The organism is Subtercola endophyticus, from assembly GCF_021044565.1.
Taxonomy (GTDB): domain Bacteria; phylum Actinomycetota; class Actinomycetes; order Actinomycetales; family Microbacteriaceae; genus Subtercola; species Subtercola endophyticus.
This window is the reverse complement of sequence record NZ_CP087997.1, coordinates 917,623-943,230: the sequence shown is the minus strand read 5'-3', so window position 1 is coordinate 943,230 and position 25,608 is coordinate 917,623. Positions and strand designations below refer to the sequence as shown.

General features: G+C 65.8%; 24 protein-coding genes. 4 read left to right on the top strand and 20 right to left on the bottom strand.

Features of this window, described 5'->3' with window-relative positions:
• Positions 1-3: 3 nt before the first annotated feature.
• On the top strand, positions 4-1,464 hold the full coding sequence (locus LQ955_RS04615; protein ID WP_255713684.1) for an aspartate aminotransferase family protein: 1,461 nt from the start codon (positions 4-6) through the stop codon (positions 1,462-1,464).
• Between the two features lie 25 nt (positions 1,465-1,489).
• Positions 1,490-3,076, top strand: coding sequence for an NAD(P)/FAD-dependent oxidoreductase (locus tag LQ955_RS04610; protein WP_231027034.1), 1,587 nt, complete (start codon positions 1,490-1,492; stop codon positions 3,074-3,076).
• Positions 3,077-3,080: 4 nt separating this feature from the next.
• Here LQ955_RS04610 and pdxH read toward each other — a convergent pair whose 3' ends face one another.
• Positions 3,081-3,803 carry a pyridoxamine 5'-phosphate oxidase gene (pdxH, locus tag LQ955_RS04605; RefSeq protein WP_231027033.1) on the bottom strand — a complete coding sequence of 241 codons (723 nt, stop codon included), beginning with the start codon at positions 3,801-3,803 and terminating at the stop codon, positions 3,081-3,083.
• A gap of 126 nt (positions 3,804-3,929) precedes the next feature.
• Between pdxH and LQ955_RS04600 the strand changes: the two genes are divergently transcribed.
• Positions 3,930-4,526, top strand: coding sequence for a methylated-DNA--[protein]-cysteine S-methyltransferase (locus tag LQ955_RS04600; RefSeq protein ID WP_231027032.1), 597 nt, complete (start codon positions 3,930-3,932; stop codon positions 4,524-4,526).
• 122 nt (positions 4,527-4,648) lie between these two features.
• The gene (locus LQ955_RS04595; protein WP_231027031.1) at positions 4,649-5,239 is read left to right on the top strand and encodes a DNA-3-methyladenine glycosylase I; all 591 of its coding nucleotides are present in this window, start codon (positions 4,649-4,651) and stop codon (positions 5,237-5,239) included.
• 139 nt (positions 5,240-5,378) lie between these two features.
• Here LQ955_RS04595 and LQ955_RS04590 read toward each other — a convergent pair whose 3' ends face one another.
• The 19 genes from LQ955_RS04590 to LQ955_RS04500 form a co-directional block, all read right to left on the bottom strand.
• Entirely contained in the window at positions 5,379-6,137 is a 759-nt protein-coding gene (locus LQ955_RS04590) for a YaaA family protein (RefSeq protein WP_231027030.1), read from the bottom strand.
• Positions 6,138-6,142: 5 nt separating this feature from the next.
• On the bottom strand, positions 6,143-6,424 hold the full coding sequence (locus LQ955_RS04585; protein WP_231027029.1) for a F0F1 ATP synthase subunit epsilon: 282 nt from the start codon (positions 6,422-6,424) through the stop codon (positions 6,143-6,145).
• 2 nt (positions 6,425-6,426) lie between these two features.
• Positions 6,427-7,911 carry a F0F1 ATP synthase subunit beta gene (atpD, locus tag LQ955_RS04580; RefSeq protein ID WP_231027028.1) on the bottom strand — a complete coding sequence of 495 codons (1,485 nt, stop codon included), beginning with the start codon at positions 7,909-7,911 and terminating at the stop codon, positions 6,427-6,429.
• A gap of 54 nt (positions 7,912-7,965) precedes the next feature.
• Positions 7,966-8,865 carry a F0F1 ATP synthase subunit gamma gene (locus LQ955_RS04575; RefSeq protein WP_231027027.1) on the bottom strand — a complete coding sequence of 300 codons (900 nt, stop codon included), beginning with the start codon at positions 8,863-8,865 and terminating at the stop codon, positions 7,966-7,968.
• Between the two features lie 3 nt (positions 8,866-8,868).
• Positions 8,869-10,506 carry a F0F1 ATP synthase subunit alpha gene (gene atpA / locus LQ955_RS04570; RefSeq protein ID WP_231027026.1) on the bottom strand — a complete coding sequence of 546 codons (1,638 nt, stop codon included), beginning with the start codon at positions 10,504-10,506 and terminating at the stop codon, positions 8,869-8,871.
• A gap of 57 nt (positions 10,507-10,563) precedes the next feature.
• The gene (locus LQ955_RS04565) at positions 10,564-11,364 is read right to left on the bottom strand and encodes a F0F1 ATP synthase subunit delta (RefSeq protein ID WP_231027025.1); all 801 of its coding nucleotides are present in this window, start codon (positions 11,362-11,364) and stop codon (positions 10,564-10,566) included.
• A gap of 2 nt (positions 11,365-11,366) precedes the next feature.
• Complete coding sequence (locus LQ955_RS04560) at positions 11,367-11,969, bottom strand: F0F1 ATP synthase subunit B (RefSeq protein WP_231027024.1); 603 nt, start codon at positions 11,967-11,969, stop codon at positions 11,367-11,369.
• A 41-nt stretch (positions 11,970-12,010) separates the two neighbouring features.
• A complete protein-coding gene (gene atpE / locus LQ955_RS04555) occupies positions 12,011-12,235 on the bottom strand; it encodes a F0F1 ATP synthase subunit C (RefSeq protein ID WP_229715247.1) in 225 nt (74 codons plus the stop codon).
• Positions 12,236-12,356: 121 nt separating this feature from the next.
• The gene (gene atpB, locus LQ955_RS04550) at positions 12,357-13,169 is read right to left on the bottom strand and encodes a F0F1 ATP synthase subunit A (protein ID WP_390623469.1); all 813 of its coding nucleotides are present in this window, start codon (positions 13,167-13,169) and stop codon (positions 12,357-12,359) included.
• A 206-nt stretch (positions 13,170-13,375) separates the two neighbouring features.
• On the bottom strand, positions 13,376-13,885 hold the full coding sequence (locus tag LQ955_RS04545) for a hypothetical protein (protein ID WP_231027022.1): 510 nt from the start codon (positions 13,883-13,885) through the stop codon (positions 13,376-13,378).
• A gap of 2 nt (positions 13,886-13,887) precedes the next feature.
• Positions 13,888-15,081 (bottom strand): MraY family glycosyltransferase, encoded by a 1,194-nt coding sequence (locus LQ955_RS04540; RefSeq protein ID WP_231027021.1) that lies wholly within the window; start codon positions 15,079-15,081, stop codon positions 13,888-13,890.
• Position 15,082: 1 nt separating this feature from the next.
• Entirely contained in the window at positions 15,083-15,913 is an 831-nt protein-coding gene (locus LQ955_RS04535; RefSeq protein ID WP_231027020.1) for an L-threonylcarbamoyladenylate synthase, read from the bottom strand.
• 115 nt (positions 15,914-16,028) lie between these two features.
• Positions 16,029-16,622, bottom strand: coding sequence for a hypothetical protein (locus LQ955_RS04530; RefSeq protein ID WP_231027019.1), 594 nt, complete (start codon positions 16,620-16,622; stop codon positions 16,029-16,031).
• A 593-nt stretch (positions 16,623-17,215) separates the two neighbouring features.
• Entirely contained in the window at positions 17,216-18,091 is an 876-nt protein-coding gene (gene prmC, locus LQ955_RS04525) for a peptide chain release factor N(5)-glutamine methyltransferase (RefSeq protein ID WP_231028039.1), read from the bottom strand.
• A 61-nt stretch (positions 18,092-18,152) separates the two neighbouring features.
• Entirely contained in the window at positions 18,153-19,235 is a 1,083-nt protein-coding gene (gene prfA, locus LQ955_RS04520; protein WP_231027018.1) for a peptide chain release factor 1, read from the bottom strand.
• Between the two features lie 6 nt (positions 19,236-19,241).
• Positions 19,242-21,950: a transcription termination factor Rho gene (rho, locus tag LQ955_RS04515; protein WP_231027017.1), complete on the bottom strand. Its 2,709-nt coding sequence runs from the start codon at positions 21,948-21,950 to the stop codon at positions 19,242-19,244.
• Positions 21,951-22,157: 207 nt separating this feature from the next.
• Complete coding sequence (thrB, locus tag LQ955_RS04510; protein ID WP_231028038.1) at positions 22,158-23,114, bottom strand: homoserine kinase; 957 nt, start codon at positions 23,112-23,114, stop codon at positions 22,158-22,160.
• A gap of 38 nt (positions 23,115-23,152) precedes the next feature.
• Positions 23,153-24,259: a threonine synthase gene (gene thrC / locus LQ955_RS04505; protein ID WP_390623439.1), complete on the bottom strand. Its 1,107-nt coding sequence runs from the start codon at positions 24,257-24,259 to the stop codon at positions 23,153-23,155.
• Complete coding sequence (locus LQ955_RS04500; RefSeq protein WP_231027016.1) at positions 24,259-25,599, bottom strand: homoserine dehydrogenase; 1,341 nt, start codon at positions 25,597-25,599, stop codon at positions 24,259-24,261. The genes thrC and LQ955_RS04500 overlap by 1 nt, the downstream gene beginning before the upstream one ends.
• Positions 25,600-25,608 lie beyond the last annotated feature (9 nt).

The following is a 25,608-nucleotide window of genomic DNA, read 5'->3' as shown; positions in this document are numbered from 1 at the left end:
CTCATGACCATCACCGAATCCACCGCCGCTGCCGCTGCTGCCGCGGGCTCCGGGCCCACCGATTCGTCGCCCACCGATTCTTCGATCTCGAGCAAGTTCGACGAGGCCGACCTGCAGCAGAAGGCGAAAGACCACCTGTGGATGCACTTCGCCCGCCAATCCGTCATGGAGAGCGGTGCCGGGGTGCCCATCATCGTCAAGGGCGACGGTCACCACATCTGGGACAGCAGGGGCAAGAAGTACTTCGACGGCCTCTCCGGCCTGTTCGTCGTGAACGCCGGGCACGGGCGGCAGCGCCTGGCTGACGTTGCTGCGAAGCAGGCCGCTGAGCTGTCGTTCTTTCCGCTCTGGTCGTACGCGCATCCGTCGGCCATCGAGCTGGCCGACAGGCTCGCCGGCTACGCGCCCGGCGACCTCAACCGCGTCTTCTTCTCCACCGGCGGCGGCGAGGCGGTCGAGACCGCGTTCAAGCTCGCCAAGTACTACTGGAAGCTGCAGGGCCGACCCACCAAGCACAAGGTCATCTCGCGTGCGGTCGCCTACCACGGCACCCCGCAGGGCGCTCTGGCCATCACCGGCATTCCGGCTATGAAAGAGATGTTCGAACCGGTCACCCCGGGCGGGTTCCGTGTGCCGAACACGAACTTCTACCGCGCCACCGAGCACGCCGACAATCTCGAAGACTTCGGGGTGTGGGCGGCGGATCGCATCGAAGAGATGATCCAGTTCGAAGGCCCCGAGACGGTCGCCGCGGTGTTCTTGGAGCCCGTGCAGAACTCCGGCGGCTGCTTCACGCCGCCTCCCGGATACTTTCAGCGCGTACGAGCCATCTGCGACAAGTACGACGTGCTGCTGGTCAGCGACGAGGTCATCTGCGCGTTCGGTCGCATCGGCCACATGTTCGCCTGCGACGAGTACGGTTTTGTGCCCGACATGATCACCTGCGCGAAGGGCATGACGAGCGGCTACTCCCCCATCGGCGCCACGATCGTTTCAGATCGCGTCTACGAGCCGTTCAAGCACGGCCAGACCTCGTTCTACCACGGCTATACCTTCGGCGGGCATCCGGTTTCTGCCGCGGTCGCGTTGGAGAACCTCGACATCTTCGAAGAAGAGAAGCTGAACGAACGCGTGCGGGCTAACTCGCCCGCCTTTCGTTCGACGCTCGAGAAGCTCAACGACCTGCCGATCGTGGGCGATGTGCGCGGCGATGGTTACTTCTTCGGCATCGAGCTGGTCAAAGACAAGGTCACCAAAGAGACGTTCGACGACGACGAGTCCGAGCGGCTGTTGCGCGGCTTCTTGTCGAAGGCGCTGTTCGAAGCGGGGCTGTACTGCCGGGCCGACGACCGGGGCGACCCCGTCATTCAGCTCGCCCCACCGCTGACCATCGGCCAGCCCGAGTTCGACGAGATCGAGGGCATTCTGCGTTCAGTGCTCACCGAGGCGTGGGCGCAGCTCTGAGGTGGGTGCGAGGCGGGCAGAACGGATGACCGGGGTCAGCTACTGGGCCGACTCGGCTCCGCCCGGGCATCCGCGGGCCGCGCTCGAAACCGACCTCGACACCGACGTGTGCATCGTCGGGGGTGGCCTCACGGCGCTCTGGACCGCGTACTACCTCGCCCGCGCCGACCCCACCCACTCGATCGTCATCCTCGAGAAGCAGACGGTGGGGTTCGGAGCCTCGGGGCGTAACGGCGGCTGGTGTTCGGCGCTGTTCCCGCGCTCGGCGGCCTCGCTCGAGCGCACCTACGGCTTCGACGCGGCGGTCGCCATGCGCCGCGCGATGGTCGACACCGTGACCGAAGTGGGCGCCGTGACGGCGGCCGAGGGCATCGACTGCGACTTCGCCCAGGGCGGCACCCTCACGTTCGCGATGAATCCCGTGCAGGTCGCCGCCGCGCGTGCCGACGTCGCCGAGGCCGCCCGCTTCGGCGTCGACGCGCTCGCCTATCGCGCCTTCGCCGCGCCACGCGCCTTCGCCGCGCCGCCCGCCCCCGCCTCCGGATCCGGCGAGAGCGACCTCTCCGGACGAGAGATGCCGCCCCGCACATCGCTCTCGTCCGAAGGGGTCGCTCTCGCCGAACGGGAGGCCCACCAGCAGCGGAACGGGCATCCTGCCGGCGCGTTGGGAGCGTCATTCGATCCCGCGTGCGCGCGGCTGCACCCGATGAAGCTCGTGCAGGGCCTCGCGCGCGTCGTCGAACGGCTCGGGGTGACGATCTACGAGCACACCGAGGTCACCGGGTGGGAGCCGCGCCGGGTCGAGTTCGCGCGGGGCACGGTGCGCTGCGACCGCATCGTCATCGCCACCGAGGCCTATGGATCGCAGCTGCCCGGCGTCGGCCGTCGCATCCTGCCGTTGTACTCCCTCATGATCGCCACCGAGCCGCTGCCCGACGAATTCTGGCAGCAGGCCGCACTCCCCCACGGCAGCACCTTCAGCGACTATCGGCACCTGCTCATCTACGGCCAGCGCACGGCAGACAACCGGTTCGCGTTCGGCGGACGTGGCGCCCGCTATCACTTGGGATCGAGCATCCGCCCCGCCTACGACCAGGTGGATCAGGTGTTTCGTCACCTTCGCGACACGCTCGTCGACCTGTTTCCCGACGCGTTCGATGCAGCCGTGACGCATCGCTGGGGCGGGCCGATCGGTGTTCCGCGCGACTGGCACGCCTCGGCGGCGTTCAACCCGCGCACCGGAATCGCCTTCGCGGGCGGTTACGTGGGCGACGGCCTCAGCACCACCAACCTGGCCGGGCGCACGCTGACGGCCCTCATGACCGGTCAAGACCTGACAGGCACCCTGGCACCGGAAGCAGTCGCGCCCTCGACCGCCCGGGCGACCGGCCCGCACACCGGCCCGGGCCACGCGGCTGCCTACATCCGCGGTTACGACCTCACTCGGCTGCCGTGGGTCAACCACCTCTCACCCCGTTGGGAGCCCGAACCGCTGCGCTTCATCGGAGCCAACCTGGGCCTGACCTCCGCCGACCTCGCCGACCGTGAAGAGCGTCTGACCGGGCGCTCCTCCCGCACCGCGAAGCTGCTCGGGCCGCTCACCGGCCACTGAAGCGTCAGGGCTGAAGGCGCGTGACCTGCCAGGAACGGGCATCCGGTGTTGACGAAGGGCCGTCGAGCGTGTCGGGCGCCGGCGTGTAGACGAGCCTGTCGTGCAGGCGTGAACGCCGCCCCTTCCAGAACTCGATGCGCGACGGGATCAGCCGATACCCGCCCCAGTGCTCCGGACGCGGCACGGGCCCGCCCTCAGGATGCGCAGCACCGAGCTCAGCGACCCGCCGCTCGAGGTCGGCCCGCGCACCGAGCGGCTGCGACTGAGCGCTCGCTATCGCGGCGATCTGCGACTTGTACGGCCGGCCAGCGAAGTACGCATCGCTCTCGGCCGCACTGACCCGCTCGACGCTCCCCTCGATGATCACCTGGCGCTGCAATAGGTACCACGGAAACAACGCGCTGGCCACCGGATGCTCGCCCAGCGCCCGACCCTTGCGCGAGTCGTAGTTCGTGAAGAACTCGAAGCCGCCTGCACGAACACCCCGCAACAGAACCGTTCGGCTGCTCGGGGTGCCTTCGGCGTCTACCGTGCTGAGCACCATAGCATTCGGCTCGGACAGACCGGCCCCCTCGGCCTCCCCCAACCACACCTGAAACTGCACGAACGGGTCGGCGTCGAGGTCGGACTCGTCGAGGGGGGTTTCGCCGAAATCGCGATGGGTGTGCAGAGAATCGTGTGAGTCTTGCGTGTCGTGTGAGCGTTGCGTGTCGAGTGAGTCAGCCATGGCAGGCCAACGCTACCCGTGATCGCGGCGGCACTCCAGTTGTACACAGATGGTTGACGGCGGAGGTTATGCACAATGTCTGATCTCAGCGAGCCACCTGCCGACGGGCGGTTATACAGTCGGAGCATGACAGCAATAACACTCGAATCCGAGGCCGAGGCGGGCCTCGCTAAGCCGGTACCCGGTAGCCCCGTGCCCGGTAGCCCCGTGCCCGGTACACCCGTGCCCGGTACGCCCGTACCCGAATTCCTCGTACGCACCGACAGCCCGATTGGGCGCATCGAACTCACCGCCGATGACGAGGCGATTACGTCGCTCAGTATGGAACGGGTCGATACGCTCCCCCACGACGACCTCGCTGAGCGCACGAATCCGGTGCTCGACGAAGCGCTGCGGCAACTCGCCGAGTACTTCGCGGGCACTCGCAGAGAGTTCGACCTCCCGCTGAAGATGGCGGGCACCCCGTTTCAGCAGGCGGTCTGGGCTCAGCTCCAGCGAGTCGGTTGGGGCGAGTTCGTGTCGTACGGCGAGCTCGGGCTGGCCGCAGGCAGACCGGGTTCGGGCCGGGCGGTGGGTGGTGCTGTCGGGGCGAATCCGATCCCCATCATCGTCGGCTGCCACCGAGTTCTCGCATCGAACCAGAAGATCACCGGCTACAGCGGCGGCAACGGCATTCCCACCAAGGTCTGGCTGCTCGACCACGAGAGCATCGGGCACCTGTGAGCGAGCACGATCCTGAGGCTGGCGCGAAACCATCGGGCGCCGCGATCGCCCCGGGGATTGCGACGGCGACGCCGACTGCGAGTGCGACTGCGACTGGAACTGCGACTGCGACTGCGCACGCAGTGCGCGAAGCCATCGCGGTGGGCGACGACGGCAAAGCACGCTGCATCTGGGCCGGCAACGACCCCGACTACCGGCCGTACCACGACAACGAGTGGGGAAAGCCGCTCCACGGCGACCGCCCGCTGTACGAGAAAATCAGCCTCGAAGGGTTTCAAGCCGGGCTGTCGTGGATCACCATTCTGCGGCGCAGGCCCGCCTTCCGCGCGGCGTTCTCGAACTTCGACATCGAAACGGTCGCTGATTTCACCGACGACGACGTCGAAAGACTCGTGACAGACGCCTCCATCATCAGACACCGTGGCAAGATCCAAGCGGCCATCAACAACGCCAACGTCACGCGGCAGCTTGTGGAGGAACGAGGTGACGGAGCGCTCGATGCTCTTGTCTGGAGCTTCCAGCCCCACGAGAAACGACCACGGCCCCGCACGCTAGACGATTTCGTCGCGACTACCCCAGAGTCCGTGGCGCTCAGCAAAGAGCTTAGAAGGCTGGGCTACAAGTTCGTCGGACCGACCACCATGTACGCGCTCATGCAGTCCGCCGGGCTCGTCGACGACCACGTGGAGGGGTGCTTCCTGGCTGTCGACTGAACCCTGAGATCGACTCGCGCGGGCGATCCCGTCGCGCTGCGAGATCTCACACGCGCGAAACCCGCAGCGAAATCTGACACCCGTAAAACCGTCAGCGAAATCTGACATACGCAAGACCGTCAGCGAAGTCCCACACGGACTACACCGTCAGCGAAATCTCGCCTTCGCCGGTCTGAGCGAGGTCGAGCCCGCTCAACCGTGCCCAATCGATGATTTCACCGATCGTCGCGAAGTCCACCCCAGACTCGAGCAGGGCACGAGTCAGCTCGCCCTTAGCGTGTTTGTTGAAGTGATTGAGCGCTCGCACCGCGCCATCGTCCCCTGCCGTGACGACCCGCAAGAAGTACGAGTTGGGGCGAGCATCCACCGGCGAAAGAGCGACGTAACCTTCGGAGCGAAAGTCGAGCAGAAGGCCCGGCTCCCCGGCAAGGGCGCGCGAACCGAGCGGCGCCCAGTGCTTCTTGAGCGAGCCGCTCGTCAGCACCTCAGACGGAAGGCGGGAGTCGTGAGATAGGCGGTACGCCGGAATGGCATCGAGTGCCCCGATCGGGCCGAAGAGGGCCGACTGGATGATCAGATGCTCGCCCGCGAACGCTCGAGCCGCAGACGACAACGTCGGTGCGTCGAGAGCATCGAAGATCACGCCCGTGTAGCGGTCGAGCGCCGGCATGGTCGGCGACAGCGTCACCCGGCGGTTGCGGATGACCTCGTCGTGCTGAGTGCGACCCAGCTTGAGAGCGGCGATCGTCGCAGAAGGGTCACGCGCGAGGGTACGCACGGCACGAACGAGTTCGGCCCGACGCGGCCTCAGCTTCGCGAAGCGAAGGGAGGCCAGGTCGAGCCGAGCATCCGCGCCGCCGTCTCGTTTCGTCTCAGACGGGGGCAGAACGATGAGCAACGGTACTAAGAAACGAGCTCTGCAGCCCGCGCAACGATGGTCACGCGATCGTTCTCGACCGACAAAAAGCCCTCGTCAGCCTGAGCTACGATGCGCTGGCCATCGACCAGGGTGACACGAACTTCACCCTCGGCCAAGATGGCGAGCAGCGGCTCGTGTCCGCGCAGAATACCGATCTCGCCCTCGGAGGTCTTCGCGATCACCTGGCGCGCACCGCCCGACCACACTTCGTGGTCGGCGGCGACGACACTCACCTGGAGCGGCGCGGAATCCGAAACATCGGCCATGGTTAGCCGTCTTCTTTCTGAATCTGAGCCCACTTCTCTTCGACGTCGGAGATGTTACCGACGTTGAAGAAGGCCTGCTCGGCCACGTGGTCGAACTCGCCGTTCGCGATGGCCGAGAACGACTCGATGGTGTCTTTCAGCGGAACCGTCGATCCTTCGACACCCGTGAACTTCTTGGCCATGTAGGTGTTCTGCGAGAGGAACTGCTGAATACGACGAGCCCGTGAAACGGTGATCTTGTCTTCTTCAGAGAGCTCGTCGACACCGAGGATGGCGATGATCTCCTGCAGTTCTTTGTTCTTCTGCAGAATCGCTTTGATGCGAACAGCCGTGTTGTAGTGGTCGGCACCCAAGTAGCGGGGGTCGAGAATACGGCTGGTCGAGGTCAGCGGGTCGACGGCCGGGTAGAGGCCGCGCGACGCGATCTCGCGCGAGAGCTCGGTCGTTGCATCCAAGTGCGCGAAGGTCGTCGCCGGAGCCGGGTCGGTGTAGTCGTCAGCGGGAACGTAAATGGCCTGCAGCGAAGTGATCGAGTGACCGCGCGTCGAGGTGATGCGCTCCTGCAGAACGCCCATCTCGTCGGCGAGGTTCGGCTGGTAACCCACGGCCGACGGCATGCGGCCGAGCAGCGTGGAAACCTCGGAACCGGCCTGCGTGAAGCGGAAGATATTGTCGATGAAGAGCAGCACGTCTTGCTTCTGCACGTCGCGGAAATACTCCGCCATCGTCAGAGCCGACAGAGCGACACGAAGACGCGTTCCCGGCGGCTCGTCCATCTGGCCGAAGACAAGGGCGGTCTTGTCGAAGACGCCCGCCTCCTCCATCTCCATGATGAGGTCGTTGCCCTCACGGGTGCGCTCACCGACACCGGCGAACACCGACACACCACCGTGATCTTGCGCCACGCGCTGGATCATCTCCTGGATGAGCACGGTCTTGCCGACACCGGCACCGCCGAACAGGCCGATCTTGCCACCCTGCACGTACGGCGTCAGAAGGTCGATGACCTTGATGCCGGTTTCGAACAGGGTCGTCTTCGACTCGAGCTGGTCGAACGCCGGAGGCTGGCGGTGAATCGGCCAGCGCTCGGTGATCTCGATCTTCTCGCCGTTGATCGTTCCGTCGGGGTCGGCGTTCAGCACGTCACCGATGACGTTGAAGACCTTGCCCTTGGTGACGTCGCCGACGGGAACCGAGATCGGCGCTCCGGTGTCGGTGACCTCCTGGCCACGAACCAGACCGTCGGTCGGGTTCAGCGAGATGGCGCGAACCAGGTCGTCGCCGAGGTGCTGAGCGACCTCGAACGTGATCGCGCGAGTCTCGCCCTCGATGGTCACGGTCGACTTCAGGGCGTTGTAGATGCCCGGAATCGCGTCGTGCGGAAACTCGATGTCAACGACCGGGCCGGTGACGCGGGCGATGCGGCCGATGCCGGGCGCCTTCGTCTCGGCGGCAGCTGGCGAAGTATCGGTTGCTGTCGGTGTCATAACTTCTTTCCTTCTTCTAAAACTTCGGATGCCCGGCGAGCGTGCGGGGTGGGGCTAACGTGCGGGCGTCAACGCGTCGGCGCCGCCCACGATCTCGGAGATCTGCTGCGTGATCTCGCTCTGGCGGGCGTTGTTGGCGAGGCGGGTGTAGTCCCGGATGAGCTTGTCGGCGTTGTCGCTGGCCGACTTCATAGCCCGCTGACGAGCGGCGTGCTCGGAGGCCGCACTCTGCAGCATGGCGTTGAAGATACGGCTTTCGATGTAGACCGGAAGCAGAGCATCCAGAACGTCGCCGACCTCGGGCTCGAACTCGTATAGCGGAAGCACCTCGGTGGGGCCGGGCGTCTCCATCTCTTCGACGACCTCGAGTGGAAGCAGCCGCACGATCTCGGGAACCTGAGAGACCATGCTCACGAAGCGGTTGTACACGATGTGGATCTCGTCGACGCCGCCCTCGGCCGCATCTTTCACGAAGATCTCGACCAGCGCGTCGCCGATCTCTTTCGCGACCTCGAACGTGGGTTGGTCTGTTCCGCCGGTCCACGTCTGCAGAGCGACACGCTTGCGAAAAGCGAAGTACGCGGCAGCTTTACGACCGACCACGAAGTAGTCGACCTCTTTGCCCTCGCTGCGCAGCAGCGTGGTCAGCTGTTCGGACTCCTTGAGAACGCTCGAGCTGAAGGCACCGGCGAGACCGCGGTCGGAGGCGAAGACGACGACAAGCGCACGCTCCACCTTCTCGGGCTCCGTCGTCAGAATGTGGTCGACGTTCGAGTACGTGGCAACCGCCGACACGGCACGGGTGACCGCGCGCGCGTAGGGAGATGATGCCGCGACCCGGGCCTGGGCCTTCTGAATTCGGGAGGCGGAGATGAGCTCCATCGCCCGAGTGATCTTCTTGGTCGTCTGGGCAGACTTGATCTTCTGCCGGTAGACCCTCAGCTGTGCGGCCATGGCTCAGCGACGACCCTTGACGATCTTCTCTTGGTTGACGTCTTCTTTTGCAGAAGCGTCGAACTTCTCGCTGCCGACCGAGGCGAGCGGCTTGCCCTCGCCGGTCTGGAACTCCTTCTTGAATTCCGAGACGCCCTTTTCCAAAGCTTCCACCACGTCGTCAGAGAGCACGTTCGTGTCACGGAGCTTGGTGAGCACGTCTGTGTTGCGACCGAAGTAGTCGAGCAGCTCGTGTTCGAAGCGCAGAATGTCTTCGACCGGAACCTCGTCGAGCTTGCCGTTCGTGCCGGCCCAGATCGAGACGACCTGGTTCTCGACGGGGTACGGCGAGTACTGCGGCTGCTTGAGCAGCTCGGTGAGGCGTGCGCCTCGGGCGAGCTGGCGGCGAGAGGCCGCGTCGAGGTCGGAGGCGAACATCGCGAACGCCTCGAGCGAGCGATACTGGGCCAGCTCGAGCTTCAGCGTGCCGGACACCTTCTTGATGCTCTTGACCTGGGCGTCACCACCGACGCGCGACACCGAGATGCCGACGTCGACCGCGGGGCGCTGGTTGGCATTGAACAGGTCGCTCTGCAAGAAGATCTGGCCGTCGGTGATGGAGATCACGTTGGTCGGGATGTATGCAGAGACGTCGTTCGCCTTGGTCTCGATGATCGGCAGGCCGGTCATCGAACCGGCACCCAGCTCGTCGGAGAGCTTGGCGCAACGCTCGAGCAGACGGGAGTGCAGGTAGAACACGTCACCGGGGTACGCCTCGCGTCCCGGCGGGCGGCGCAGCAGCAGCGACACGGCGCGGTAGGCCTCGGCCTGCTTCGACAGGTCATCGAAGATGATCAGAACATGCTTGGAGTCGTACATCCAGTGCTGGCCGATGGCCGAGCCGGTGTAGGGGGCGAGGTACTTGAAGCCGGCCGGGTCGGATGCCGGAGACGCGACGATCGTCGTGTACTCCATAGCCCCTGCGTCTTCGAGGGCGCCCTTCACCGAAGCGATGGTGGAGCCCTTCTGGCCGATGGCCACGTATATGCAGCGCACCTGCTTGTTGGTATCGCCTGACTCCCAGTTGGCCTTCTGGTTGATGATCGTGTCGATCGCGATGGCCGTCTTGCCGGTCTGGCGGTCGCCGATGATGAGCTGGCGCTGGCCGCGGCCGATCGGGATCATGGCGTCGATCGCCTTGATACCGGTCTGCATGGGCTCGTGCACGCTCTTGCGGCTCATGACGCCCGGTGCCTGCAGCTCGAGAGCGCGGCGCTCGGTGGTCACGATCTCGCCGAGACCGTCGATGGGCTTGCCCAGCGGGTCGACAACGCGGCCGAGGTAGGCGTCGCCGACCGGAACCGAGAGCACCTCGCCAGTGCGCTTCACCTCCATGCCTTCGACGATGCCGCTGAACTCGCCGAGAACGATGACACCGATCTCGTCTTGCTCGAGGTTCTGCGCCAAGCCCAGAGTGCCGTCGGAGAACGTGATGAGCTCGTTCGCCATGACACCCGGCAGGCCCTGCACGTGGGCGATACCGTCGGCGGCGTCGATGACGGTACCGACCTCCACGGCGCTAGCGGCGGTGGGCTCGTACGACTTGACGAAATCTTGGAGCGCGTTGCGGATCTCGTCGGGGCTGATCGTTAGTTCTGCCATTGCCAATCCTTTGATGTATAGGTAAAAGTATGCGGTCTGTGTAACCCGGCAGGCGGGTCAGGCCGTCAATTTCTGTCGAAGATCGTTCAGACGCGACTCGACGCTGCCGTCGATGACGTCGGCCCCGATCTGCACGCGCAGCCCGCCGAGTACCGACGGGTCGACGACCTGGTTGATCGCAAGTTCGCGCCCGTAGGTTCGGCCGAGGGCCGTGCGCAGACGCTCGACCTGCGTCGCGGCCAACGGCGTGGCGCTGGTGACGGTGGCGATCGACTGCCCGTTCGAGTCGGCGACGATGGATGCCGCGGTGTTCAGCAGCTCTTCGATACGACGCCCGCGGGGTTGCAGCACGAGGTGCCGCACGATGACGACGGTCTGTTCGGAGGCTTTGCCCTGCAGAAGCGCGTTGATCAGAGCGACCTTCGACTCCGGCGGACCGAAGCTCGAACTCACCGCCAGCTCGAGCGCAGAGTCCGACGACACGATCTCACCGAACTCGAACAGCTCGGCCTCGATCGAGAGACCAGCCGGGGCACTCGTCGCAATGACGCGCAACGCCACCTCTTCGATGCCGCTGAGCAGATCATCCGTATTCGACCACGTCGCCGAGGCGATGGTTGTCAACAGTGACAACGCGTCTGTGCTCAGGTCGTTGCCGAACACCCGTTCGATGAGTCCGGACTTCTCGGCCTGTTCGATCGACGGGTCGCTGAGCAGGCCGCGGAACTGAGCCGAGGCACCGATGATGCGGCCGGCGGCGAAGAGGTCTTCGCCCACCGACAACGTCAACGCACCCGGCGCGACGGCCGCAAGAGCGGCGTTCGACGACGTCAGAGCTAGTCTGCTTGCGCTTCCCATGCTTACGACGACACCGCCCCGGTGCTGGGAGCCCCGTTACTGGGAGCAGCGGCGCTGGCCGCAGCTTCGCTCGCTTCGAGATCGGCGAGGAACCGGTCGACGATGGCAGCCGAACGCTTGTCATCGGTGAGGCTCTCACCGATGACGCCCGACGCGAGGTCGATCGCGAGCGAGCCGACTTCGCTTCGAAGCGACACGACGGCCGCCTGACGCTCTGCTTCGATCTGCGACTGTGCAGTCGCAGCAATGCGCGCTGCCTCTGCGTTCGCCTGCTCTTTGAGCTCCGCGAGGATACGCTGGCCGTCGGTACGGGCCTGCTCACGAATCGAGCCGGCTTCGACGCGGGCATCCGACAGCTGTGCCGTGTACTGCGCCAGAAGCGCGTCGGCTTCTTTCTGCGCCGCATCGGCCTTCTCGATATTGCCCTCGATGGCTTCACCGCGGTCGTCGAGCAGCTTCTTCATGCGCGGCAGAACCAGGCGCCAGAAGAACACCAACAAGACGATGAAGCACACTGCACCCCAGAGCAGGTCTGGGGTTTCGGGCAGAATCGGGTTGTGGGTCGCTTCTTCAGCCGCAATCACTGTGGTCAGTGAATAAGACATCGTGCCTCCTTTCTAAACTCTGTGGTTTCGTGAGGCAGGGTTTAGGTGAAGATGAAGCCGACGGCGATACCGATGAACGCCAGCGCCTCGGTGAAGGCGATACCGATGTACATCAGCACCTGGAGACGGCCGGCCAGTTCGGGCTGGCGCGCGACGCCTTCGATGGTCTTGCCGACCACGATACCGACACCGATCGCCGGGCCGATGGCTGCGAGGCCATAACCGACGGTTGCGATGTTGCCGCTCAGCTCCGCAAGGGTCGAGATGTCTGCCACGTTGTTTCCTTCCGTTGGGGCTGTACGAGCGGATGCCCGCCAGCCTGCGTTTGTGGGGTGTTGCTAGGTGTGCGGTGTTGCTAGATGTGGGGTGTTGCTAGGTCTGAGTGGATCAGTGCTCGTCGGCCAGCGCGAGCTGGATGTAGACACCGGTCAGCAGAGTGAAGACGTATGCCTGCAGCACGGCGACCAGAATCTCGAAGAGCGTGAAGACGAAACCGAAGGCGAGTGTTCCGATGCCGAACAGGGCGAACCAGCCGCCGGCGGTGAACAAGAAAAACGACGTCGCCGAGAAGAACAGCACCAGCAGAAGGTGACCGACCACCATGTTCATCAGCAGTCGCAGCGTCAGCGTGACCGGGCGCAGGATGAACGTCGAAACGAACTCGATGGGCGCGACGATGATGTACAGCGGCAGCGGAACTCCGGGCGGGAACAGCGCATTCTTGAAGAACGCCCCCGGGTGTTTACGAACACCGGCGTAGATGAAGCAGACGTACGACACGATGGCCAGCACGATCGGCACACCGATCACCGAGGTGCCCGCGATGTTCAGCAACGGAATGATGCCCGTCAGGTTGAACAACAGGATCATGAAGAACATGGTCGTGAGAATCGGCAAGAAGCGTCGACCGTCTTTTTTGCCGAGCAGGTCTTCGGCGATGCTGACTCGAACGAAGTCGAGGCCCATTTCCACGAGACTTTGGAACCGCCCGGGCACGATCTTCATGCGGCGGGTGCCGATATAGAAGATCAGCACGATCGCCGCAACCGCGATGAAGCGGATGATCATGATGCGGTTGATCTCGAAGGGGGTGCCCGCGAAGAGCAACACATCGGGAAAGAATTCATTGATGGATGGACCCGTGAAGCTACCATCATCGGTTGCTAACGGGGCTAGCAGGTTTACAGCGTTAGATATCAGCGCTTTCTCCTGTATCGGGGCGTGGAGCTCAGCTCTCGCGTCGACGAACGGTGGGGGTGTGCTGCGAACCGGGCAAGAATACAGCCACGGGCAGCGAAACGAACGATCTTCAGCCTATCAACATATTCGGCCCCAGAACCAATCGAGTTCGGCATTATTTCGCCGATTCGGGCCTATTTGGGCCTAATTTCGACAATCGGTAGAAGTTAGTGGGGAAGAGTCGCGTCGCTGACGTACGGAAGCCGCGTTCGAGCGACCACGACGACATCGATCACGAGCGTCAGGATGACTCCCACGATGAGAAACCCGAACAGCAAGTACTTGTCGATGAACGGCTGGTCGCGAAGCAGCAGCGCGACCACGATGAAGATGACGAACTTGAGCAGCCACGAGCCGAGCACGATGGCGAAGAACATCACGGTGTACAGCGGAGATGAATACGACCGGTTGGCGATGAGGATGCTCGCGGCGGTGATGCCCAGAAAGACGAAGGCCATAGCCGCGCCGATGACCGCGCTCAGCACGCCGGTCCAGGAGTCGGCGAAATAGCCGATCACTCCCCCGACGATGATCAGCGCGATGGTGAGGATGCCCGCGAGCTTCAGCGCCCGCGTCAATACCAGGGTCGAGCTCAGCGTCACGGCCGGCGTGCTGCCAGGGGCGCCCGGGCGGGCATCCGGCGTGTTGCCCTCCGGCAGGTGGTCAGCGGTCGACACGTTTAGACATCCTTTTCATCGCTGGCCTGATCGAGCGGATCGAGGCCGGCACCTTCGGTGGAAATGACACTCTGCGCGGGGGCGAGTTGCACGGTGGCTTCGAGCGCCTTGCGCCGCGTGAGTGGTGCCAGAGTCAGCACGGTGCAGATGACCACACCGACCCCGAGAAACACGAACGCGAGCCAGTAGGGGTTCAGCACGAAGAACAGCAGGCAGCCGATCGACACCACGGCAGTCCAAGCATAGAAGATGAGCACCGCGTGCAACTGGGAGTGGCCCATGTCGAGCAGCCGATGGTGCAGATGCTTTCGGTCGGCGCTGAACGGACTCTTGCCGGCCCGCAGCCTGCGAAAAACCGCCAGACCGAAGTCCAGCAGGGGCAGCACAAGAATGGCGAACGGCAGCAGGATCGGGATGAACGCGGGAAGCAGCTGCGAACGGCCGAGCGGTGTCGGGTCGATCTGGCCGGTCACCGCGATTGCGCTCGTCGCCATGAGCAGTCCGACCAGCATCGACCCGGCGTCGCCCATGAACAGCTTCGCCGGATGCCAGTTGAGCGGCAGAAAGCCGATACAGGCACCGATCAGCACGGCCGTGATGAGCGAGGCCAGGTTGAAGTAGTCGGTGGGGCTCGTGAGCTTGGCGAGCATGTAGCTGTAGAAGAAGAACACGCTGTTGGCGATGATCGCGACGCCGGCGACGAGCCCGTCGAGGCCGTCGATGAAGTTGATAGCGTTCATCACCAGCACGATGGCGAGAACCGTGATGAACAGCGACATACCGCTCGAGCCGATGGTGCGGCCGCCGATGGGCAGAGAAACGATCTGCACGCCCTGCCAAGCCAGCAGAAGAGCCGCGATGACCTGGCCGGCGAGTTTGGTTACCCAGTCGAGATCCCAGATGTCGTCGGCTACGCCCAGTACCACAACGATGAGCGCGGCGCCGAGAATGGCGAGAATCGGCCCGGGGTTCATGAAGATGAGATCGAACCAGCTGATCTGCGAGGCGATGGCCGTGGCGGCGACGATGCCGAGGAACATTGCGACACCACCCAGCCGCGGGGTGGGCCGGGTGTGCACGTCACGCTCGCGGATCTTGGGGTAGAGCCGGTACTTCATGCTCAGCTTGTAGACCGCGATCGCGAGCAGGAACGTCACGATCGCCGAGAGGGCCCCGACGAGCAGGTAAAAACGCACGTCAGGCCGGTTCGGCGGCGCTGGGGGCGTCGGGAGCTGACGGTGGCGCGGGGGCCGACGGTTCGGCGGGCGCGGCGCTGTGGGTCGGCTCGGCAGGCGTGGCGCTGTCGGTCGGCTCGGCGGGTGCAGCGCTGTCGGTCGGCTCGGCAGGCACGGCGGGCGCGGTGATCAGCGCATCGCCGATCACGCTGCGCAGCTGCTCTTCGGTGATGACGCCGTGACGGATGATCGTGATGTGCTCGGGGTCGGTGGCGTCGACGATGGTCGAGGCGATACCGGCGGTGGAGGAACTCGTCGGTGACGGCGTGGGGGGCGCGGCCTGCAGGTACACCTCGACGCTGTCTCCGAGCATCCGCTGTGCCTCGGTGGCATCGAGAGCGGCGGGCTGCCCCGTGAGGTTCGCCGAAGACACGGCCAGCGGGCCCGTTTCGGCGAGCAACTCGAGGGCGATCGGGTCGGCCGGCATGCGCAGGGCGACGGTTCCGTCGGTGTCACCGAGATCCCACAGCAGCGACGAACGCGCGTCGACCACGATCGTGAGGCCGCCGGGCCAGAACGCTTCGGCAAGCGAGCGCACCGCATCACTGACGTGTTCGGCGAGGGCATCCAGTGTTGCGAGGTTCGGAATGAGCACCGGCGGCGGCGACTGCCGCGTGCGGCCCTTCGCATCGAGCAGGCGCTGCACGGCAGCGGGCGTGAACGCGTCGGCGGCGATGCCGTAGACCGTGTCGGTGGGGATCACCGCGAGCTCGCCACGGGAGATCGCCGCCCGCGCGAGCCGCATTCCGGCAAGAAGTTCGGCCGGAACCGTGCAGTCGTAGATGGCAGCCATATCGCTGACCATGATAGCTTGCGCCGCTGGCCGCCCCCTCGCGCACCGCCGCGCCTCCCCGGCGCGTCCTCGGGTGAGCGCGACACCTTCGGACGAGAGCGACCGCCCCTTTGACTCATGTCGACCGCAAGGGTCGCTCTGGCAGACCGGCCGCCAGCAGCAGCGCCCGAAGGCGGTGCGGATCGCGCAGATCGGGCATTCCCCATCGCACGAAGCGAAAGCCCTGGGCGCGAATGTGGTCTTCACGAATCTTCTCTTCGACGACGGCCTCGCCCGGTGTCATTCGACGCAGATACTCAGGTTTGAGGTACTTGGATACGCCATCGAACTCACCGACGAGCCGATACTCCGGCCATTCGAAGTCGGCAAAGTAATTTCCGCCTCGCGGGTTCGGGTGTTGTGACTGCAGTGCCGGCGGAGGGAAGCCGAAACGGTGCATCAGCACTCGCGCATACGACTCGCCCCCGTTGGCTGCGGCTCCGTCGGAGAAACGCACCGCGCGCAGTGCCTTGGCTCGTCCCCGTGAGGTAGTCGATGTGCCCAACGTTTCGAGCAATGCGTCATGATCGGTGACTCGAAGAGACCCCACGCGGCTGCGGTTCAGCGACTGGTCGAGAACGATGATCGATTGCGCCATCGGCGACGTTCTAGCGAGATCGATGAGTGTTCTGAGGTAGTCGGTGACGAGATATCCTTCTCTTTCGACCACTTGGTCGACTCGGCTCCGGTGGACCGATACGCCCTCCGGCCGGGCTGGGCCTGACCCCGGATCGACGAGGAGATGCACGAGAGACGGCCAGTCGCCCCAACGATCACAACCCCAGATGGCTGCCGCCGATTCGAACCCAAGCACCGGTTGTTCGCGCCTCGTGCGAACAACTGCATCGATTCGAGTGCGATACCGTCCCAAACTGTCGAGATGCGACCATTCGTCTGTTCTGGCGTAGGCACCGCGGCGCACCCGGAGCATCTCTCCCGAGAACGCTGCTCGTCTGAGCGCGCGATCGCTTTCTCCGACGCGGTTGAGTTCACGAACGAGGTGTAATGGCGCTGAGGTGGGCATGCCTCAGATTCGCGCACGGCGATGGAACGCCAGCACGCTGAGCGCCAATCTGTGCATAACCTGCCGAGGTCACGGCGCGGTGCACAACGTGCACGCGTCGGGCCGTGTGGTCGAGAGCGAGGTTTTCGGACGAGATGAGCCGCCGGGGCGGTCGCGCTCGTCCGAAAACCTCGCTCTCGCCAAAACCGGGACACGGGGCGAGAGGCGGGGGCACCGCGGGGGGCGGCGGGCGGGGCGGGTTAGCGGAGGGCGGTGGTGGCGCGGTCGCGGCCGGTGAGGTCGCGGTGGGTGGAGGGGGCGTGCCAGCCGTCGGCGGCGAGGAGGGAGCGGATGCTCGCTCCTTGCAGTTCGCCGTGCTCGATGACGAGGGTGCCGCCGGGCCGCGTGAGGCGCTGGGCGGTGCGGGAGACGTCGCGCACGACATCGAGGCCGTCTTCGCCGCCGTAGAGGGCGTGTTCGGGATCGAAGAGCCGCACCTCGGGGTCGCGCGGGATGGCTCCGGAGGGGATGTACGGGGGGTTCGAGATGACGACGGAGACGAGACCGTCGAGCTCGGGCAGGGCCACGGCGAGGTCGATGAATACGAGGCGGGCGTTGCGGGCATCCACAGTTCGGAAGTTCTGCTTCGCCCAGATGAAGGCGGCCGTCGAGTTCTCGACCGCGACGACGCTGGCGTGCGGTACTTCGGTGGCGAGCGAGAGCGCGATGGCACCGCTGCCGGTGCCGAGGTCGACGGCGAGGGGTGACGACGAGGCATCCGCTCGCAGGGTGTAGATGGCGAGACCGGCCACGAACTCGGTTTCGGGGCGCGGAACGAAGACTCCGGGGCCGACGGCGAGTTCGAGCGTGCGGAACGCCGCGAGACCGGTGATGTGCTGCAGCGGCTCGCGGGCGGCCCGGCGTTCGACCGCCTCGCTGATGCTGATGGCCTCGTCGACCGAGATCGCGCGATCGGTGACGGTCATCGCCTGAACCTGACCGCGGCTGGCACCGAGCACGTGGCCGATCAACAGTTCGGCGTCGACGTCAGGGGTCGGAACGCCAGCTCGGGCGAGAATCGCTACCGAGTGCTCGAGCACGGTTCGCACGGTAGGAGGCCGGTCGAGAGAGAGCACGCTCACGCTGCCCGCTCGATCGCGACCGATGCCGCGCTCTCGGGTTCGACCGTATGCGCGCTCACTCTGCGGTGCTGCCCAGTTCGGCGAGGCGGGCCTCTTCGTCGGCCTGGATGCACGACTCGACAACGGGCTCGAGAGCCCCGTTCATGACGGCGTCGAGGTTGTAGGCCTTGTAGCCGGTGCGGTGGTCGGCGATGCGGTTCTCGGGAAAGTTGTAGGTGCGAATGCGCTCGGAGCGATCCATGGTGCGGATCTGGCTCTTACGAACCGCCGACGCGGCCTCGTCGATCTCTTCTTGCTGCTTCGCGAGCACGCGGGCACGCAGCACGCGCATACCGGCCTCGCGGTTCTGCAGCTGGCTCTTCTCGTTCTGCATCGCCACCACGATTCCCGTGGGGAGGTGGGTGATGCGAACGGCGGAGTCGGTGGTGTTCACCGATTGGCCGCCGGGGCCGCTCGAACGGTACACGTCGATCTTGAGGTCGTTCGGGTTGATCTCGACCTCTTCGGGTTCATCCACCTCGGGAAAGACCAGCACGCCGGCGGCGGAGGTGTGGATGCGCCCCTGCGACTCGGTGGCCGGAACCCGCTGCACGCGGTGCACCCCACCCTCGTACTTCAGGTGTGCCCAGACGCCCTCTGCGGGGTCGGTCGACTTGCCCTTGATGCCGAGCTGAACATCCTTGATGCCGCCGAGGTCGCTCGAGGTCTGCTCGATGATCTCGGTCTTCCACTTCTTGCTCTCGGCGTAGTGCAGGTACATGCGCAAGAGATCCGCAGCGAAAAGAGCGGATTCGGCGCCGCCCTCCCCCATCTTGATCTCCATGATGACGTCACGGCCATCGTTGGGGTCACGGGGAATGAGCAGCCGGCGGAGCTTTTCGGTCGCCGCCTCGAGCTCCTCGGTCATGCCGGGGAGCTCGGCCGCGAACGACGCATCTTCGGCCGCCATCTCGGTGGCCGCAGCGACGTCGTCGGTCAGCTGCTGCCATTCCCGATAGGCCGCGATGATGCGGCTGAGCTCGGCATAACGACGGTTGACCTTTTTGGATCGAGCGGGATCCGAGTGAAGCGCTGGATCTGCGAGCTGCTCTTGCAGCTCATCATGCTCGATCAGCAGGGTTTCTACTGATTCGAACATGACTGCCTAATCTTCTTTGTGACCGTTGTGGGTGCTGTGTGCGGCGGTGTGGCCGTTGGTTGCGCCGGTGGTCGGGGTCGACTTCTGCACCTGCATCAAGAACTCCACGTTGCTCGTGGTGTCTTTCAGCCGGCCCAGAACGATCTCGAGCGCCTGCTGCTGGTCGAGACCGGCGAGGGCGCGGCGCAGCTTCCAGGTGATCTTCGTCTCGTCGACGCCCATCAGCAGTTCTTCGCGGCGGGTGCCAGACGCATTGACGTCGACGGCCGGGAAGATGCGCTTGTCGGCGAGCTGGCGCGAGAGGCGCAGCTCCATGTTGCCGGTGCCCTTGAACTCTTCGAAGATCACTTCATCCATCTTCGAACCGGTCTCGACGAGCGCCGAGGCGATGATGGTGAGCGATCCGCCGTTCTCGATGTTGCGCGCAGCACCGAAGAAGCGCTTCGGCGGGTAGAGCGCCGCAGCGTCGACACCGCCGCTCAGGATGCGCCCGCTGGGCGGCGCGGCCAGGTTGTACGCGCGACCGAGTCGCGTGATGGAGTCGAGCAGCACGACCACGTCGTGGCCCAGCTCGACGAGGCGCTTCGCGCGCTCGATGGCGAGCTCGGCGACCGTGGTGTGGTCTTCGGCGGGGCGGTCGAAGGTGGAGGCGATGACCTCGCCCTTGACCGTGCGCTGCATGTCGGTGACCTCTTCGGGCCGCTCGTCGACCAGAACGACCATGAGGTGGACCTCGGGGTTGTTGGTCGAGATCGCGTTGGCGATCTGCTGCATCACGATGGTCTTGCCGGCCTTGGGCGGTGCGACGATGAGGCCGCGCTGGCCCTTGCCGATGGGCGAGACCAGGTCGATGATGCGCTGGGTCAGCTTACCGGGCTCGGTCTCGAGGCGCAGACGCTCCTGCGGGTAGAGCGGAGTGAGCTTCGAGAACTCGACGCGGTTCGCCGCCTCTTCGACGGGAAGACCGTTGATGGACTCGACCTTGACGATGGCGTTGTACTTCTGGCGACCGTTGTTGTCGCCCTCACGCGGCTGGCGGATCGATCCGACCACCGCGTCACCCTTGCGCAGGTTGTACTTCTTGACCTGGCCGAGCGACACGTACACGTCGCTGTTGCCGGGCAGGTAGCCACTGGTGCGCACGAAGGCGTAGTTGTCGAGAATGTCGAGGATGCCCGCGACGGGGATCAAGACGTCGTCTTCACTGATCTCGGGCTCGAAGTCGTCGCTCTGGCCCTGGCCGCGACGCTTGCGGTCGCGGTAGCGACTGCGCGCGCTGCGGTCGTTGGGCTGGCCCTGGCCGCGATCGCGGTCGCTGCCACCTCCGTTGAGCTCGTCGAGCTGCTGCTCGTCGAAGCTGGCCTCGTCGCGCTCGTTCTGGCGGTCGTTGCGCTGGTTGCGCTGATTGCCGTTCGCGCCGCGCTGGTTGGTGGCGCCGCCTGCGGCGCTACCGCCCGCTGCGTTGGCGTTGTTGGCGGCGTTCGCGTTCTGGTTACCGCTCTGGTTGCCGCCGTTGGCGTTCTGGTTGCGGTCGCGACGGTTGCGGTTGCGGTTGCCTTGACGGCCCTCGCCCTGTTCGCGCTGGTCGGAGTCGCTGCCGTCGGTACCGTCGGCTGCATTGTCGGTGTCGGACTCGCCGACGATAGGCAGGTTCGGCAGAATCGACTCGGTGCGTGCCGCGACATCGTCGTCGGACGCCGCGTCGCGAGCGGCCTGAGCCGCACGCTGGGCGCGGGTGAGGCGGGGGCTGCGAACCTGGCGTTCGCTGCGGTTGCCGCCGCCGTTGCCGTCGCGGGTGACGTTGCCGTCGGTCTGGGTGGCGTCGGCAGCGACATCGGTGCGCTCGGCCTCGGTGTTGGTGCGGTCGGAGTTGTTGCGGTCAGCACCGTTACGGTCCGCGCCGTTACGGTCGTTGCGATTGCGGCCGGAACGGGCATCCGTGCCGGTGGCTGACGAGCCACGGCCGTTCAGGATGGCCGCGTCGAGTACAGCGTCGAGGGCGCTCGTGTCGATGGAGGTGAGCGCGGGGTCGCCAACGACGGCGCTGGCGACATCGAAGCCGGTTTCGGTGGACGGAGCGGCTGCGTTCGAAGCAGTCTGGCCGTTCGAAGCGTTTTGGCCGTTCGAAGCGTTCTGGTCGGTCGAAGCAGTCTGGTCGCTCGCGGGAGTCTCGTCGTTCGCGGGAACGAGCGGGGCGTGCTCGGCGACGCCGGCGTTGACGTGCGACGCAGCGCCGACTCGACCCGAGCGGGGCTCGCGGGTGCTGGCGGCAGCAACGGGTGCCGCGGCCGGAGCGCTGGTGGGCTCTGCGGAGGTGACGCGGCGCGAGGCGCGGCGGCGCGGTGCGGTGGCGGCAACGTCTGCGGCAGGGGCGGCCGCGGCGTCGTTGGCTGCGGGTGCCGCGGCGGCGGCCGGAGCGTCGGCAACAGGAGCGGCGGCAGCAGGAGCGTCGGCGACAGGCGCCTCGGCAACGGGAGCGTCGGCAACGGGCGCGTCAGCAACAGGAGCGTCGGCAACAGTCGCGTCGGCAGCAGCAGCGCCGTTCGGCTGCGCGCCGGCGATGGCGGCGACCAGTTCGCCCTTGCGGAGTTTGGAGGCACCGGCGATGCCGAGTGCGGCGGCCAGCGTCTGCAGTTCGGAGACCTTCAGGGTCGAGAGGTCTGCAGGTGCACCGGCGGATTCCGCGCTGGGAGCGTGGAGATTGGTGTCAGTCACTAAGGTGATTTCCTTCCTCTGCCGTCTTATGAGTTGCGGCAAGAGAGCTGTACGCGCCTGGATGCGTCGGCGGAGGCCACGAGTCGTGGCTCCACGGCACTGCAGACGTCAGCGGTAATGTGGAGGATGTGCGACCGGCGAATCGGTTTGAGAACTGAAGCTACTCGAACTGGAGTTCGGAAACCGAGTGGTTCGCGGCGTTTTGATCTACGCGGCTTCGGCCGGGTGCGGTATCACTGTAGCACCTTTGAAGTCGACGGCCAGTACCAGTGAATCCCAGGGTGTATCGGCGTGTTGAGCCACCAGCTCCGCTGCCGCCAGCCGCTGACCCGGGTCGCTGCAGAGCACCAGGATGCTCGGGCCGGCGCCCGACACGACAGCAGGAAAGCCCTGCGCGCGCAGCAGCCCGATGAGCCGGTCGGTCTCGGGCATCGCGGCAGCGCGGTAGCTCTGGTGCAGCTTGTCTTCAGTGGCCGCGAACAACAGCTCGGGGCTCTGAATCAGCGCGGCGATCAGCAGCGTCGATCTCGACACGTTGAAGATGGCATCTTCGTGCGGCACCGTCGCCGGCTGCAGGCTGCGGGCCAGCGCGGTCGACATGGTCGCCTTCGGCACGAGCACGAGCGGAGAGACACCGCGGTGCACCATCAACTTCTTGAACTGCGGACCCTCTGGCGTGACCCACGCGATGGTGAGCCCGCCGAAGAGCGCGGGCGCCACGTTGTCAGGATGCCCTTCGAGCTCGGTCGCGCGGGCGAGCAGCCCGAGCGCATCGATCTCGACGATGCCCTCGAGCAAGCCTTTGGCGGCCATGATGCCGCTCACGATGGCGGCACCGGATGATCCGAGCCCGCGACCGTGGGGAATCGAGTTACGCGCGATGAGGTCGAGGCCCGGCATGGGCTGCTGGTACGCAGCGAAGGTGTGCGCGATCGAACGCACCACCAAGTTGGATTCGTCGGTGGGTACTTCTCCGGCGCCGACACCACGAACATCCACTGTCGCACCGGGCGCGTCGCGCACGGTCACCGTGAGTTCGTCGTAGAGCGAGAGCGAGAGCCCGAGGGTGTCGAAGCCGGGCCCGAGGTTCGCGCTGGTCGCGGGAACGCGAACGCTGACCGACAGGCCGGCGGCAAGCGGATGCCCGGCGGCGGTTTGCGTCACAGGCTGCGCGGCCGCAGCAGCGTCAGCCCGTTCCGCCGTCACTCGGCACCCTTGACGAGGCCGAGCACTCCGGCGATCTCGGCGGCGTCGACCGGCACGACGGTGGGCGTGATGTCGCCGCCGTCGGCGGTGCGCAGCGCCCACTGGGGGTCTTTCAGGCCGTGACCCGTGACCGTGAGCACGACGGTGGCGCCGGCCGGAATCTGCCCGGCTTCTGCACGTTCGAGCAGACCGGCGACGCTGATCGCCGACGCGGGCTCGACGAAGATGCCGACCTCGGCCGAGAGAATGCGGTGCGCTTCGAGAATCTTCGCGTCGTCGATGGCGCCGAAGTACCCGTCGCTCGCTTCTCGGGCGGCGGTTGCAAGGTTCCACGACGCCGGGTTGCCGATGCGGATGGCGCTGGCGATGGTCTCGGGGTGCTTCACCACGTGTCCGAGCACGATGGGGGCGCTGCCGCTGGCCTGAAAGCCGAACATGCGGGGCAGTTTCGTGGTGGCGCCGCGCTCGAGCTCTTCGCTGTAGCCGCGGAAGTAGGCGGTGTAGTTACCCGCATTGCCGACCGGCACGATGTGGAAGTCCGGCGCATCCTCGAGCACCTCGACGACCTCGAACGCGGCCGTCTTCTGGCCCTCGATGCGGTCGGGGTTCACCGAGTTCACCAGGTGCACGGGGTAGTGGTCTGCGAGCTCGCGGGCGATGTCGAGGCAGTCGTCGAAGTTGCCCTGCACCTGCAGCAGCTCGGCGTTGTGCGCGATGGCCTGGCTGAGCTTGCCCAGGGCGATCTTGCCCTCGGGCACGAGCACGGCGGCGGTGATGCCGGCGTGCGCGGCGTACGCTGCGGCCGAGGCGGAGGTGTTGCCGGTCGAAGCGCAGATGACGGCCTTCGCGCCGTGCTCGACGGCCTTCGAGATGGCCATGGTCATGCCACGGTCTTTGAACGAACCCGTGGGGTTCATGCCCTCGAACTTCACCCACACCTTCGCGCCCGTGCGCGCAGAGAGCGCGGGCGCGGGGATCAGCGGCGTGCCACCCTCACCGAGCGTGATGATGGGGGTCGCGGCGCTGATGTTCAGGCGATCGGCGTACTCGTTGAGCACGCCTTTCCACTGTCGCGACACGATTCGGGCACTTTCGGCGGCCATCAGGCTCCTTCAACTCTCATTACACTCGTCACACTGGCGACGGCGGCGTGGTCTGCGAGCGCCGTGACGGTTGCGCGCAGCGCCGCCTCGGTCGACTCGTGCGTGACTATGACAAGGGTAGCGGTGCTGGCGGCACCCGACGGTGCGCTCACCGTCGAGCCGGCCTGTCGGCCCGACGACTGCTGCACCGCTTCGACCGACACACCGTGTTCGCTGAATAGACCGGCGATGCGCGCCAGCACACCCGGCTCGTCGGCCACCTCGAGGGTGATCTGGTAGCGGGTGCGCACCGAGCCGAGACCGAGAATGGGCAGGTGGGCCGCAACGGATTCCGCCACGCCCGGGCCTCCGGCGACGTGCCGGCGGGCGGCCGACACGAGGTCGCCGAGCACAGCGGATGCCGTCTCCAGACCCCCGGCTCCGGCACCGTAGAACATGAGATCCCCCGCTGCCTCCGCCTCGACGAACACGGCGTTCTTCGCACCGTGCACCGCCGCGAGAGGATGCAGCCGCGACACCAGCGCGGGGTGCACCCGCGCGGCGATTCCCTCCACGCCCGTCTCAGGGTCGGTGAAGCGTTCGCAGATGGCCAGCAGCTTCACGACGTACCCCGAGGCACGCGCCTGGTCGACCAGTTCTGCCGTGACGCCGGTGATGCCCTCGCGGTAGACCGATTCGACCGGAACCGCCGAGTGGAACGCCAGCCGGGCGAGAATGGCCGCCTTCTGTGCAGCGTCGTAGCCTTCGATGTCGGCCGTCGGGTCGGCCTCGGCGTAGCCGAGTTCGGTGGCGCGGGCGAGCGCCGCGTCGAGGGTGTCGCCGTCGACATCCATTCGGTCGAGAATGTAGTTGGTCGTGCCGTTCACGATGCCGAGAATGCGTTTGACGCGGTCGCCCGCGAGACTGTCGCGCAGCGGGCGGATGATCGGAATCGCTCCCCCGGCGGCGGCCTCGTAGTACAGCTGCGCACCCACCTGGTCGGCGGCCTCGAAGAGCTCGCTGCCGTGCAGCGCGAGAAGCGCCTTGTTGCCGGTGACCACGTCGGCGCCGGAGTGCAGCGCCTGCAGAATGTAGGTGCGGGCGGGCTCGATGCCGCCCATCAGCTCGATCACGATGTCGGCCGAGAGAATGAGCGACTCGGCATCGGTGGTGTAGAGCTCGTGCGGCAGGTCGACGTCGCGCACGGCGTCGACGTCGCGCACCGCGATTCCGATGAGTTCGAGCCCCGCACCGACGCGGGAGGCGAGCTCGTCGCCGTGCTCGCGCAGCAACTGGGCGACCTGGGCGCCCACCGTGCCGGCGCCGAGCAGCGCGATCTTGAGGTTTCGGTATTCGATCATGATGCTTTC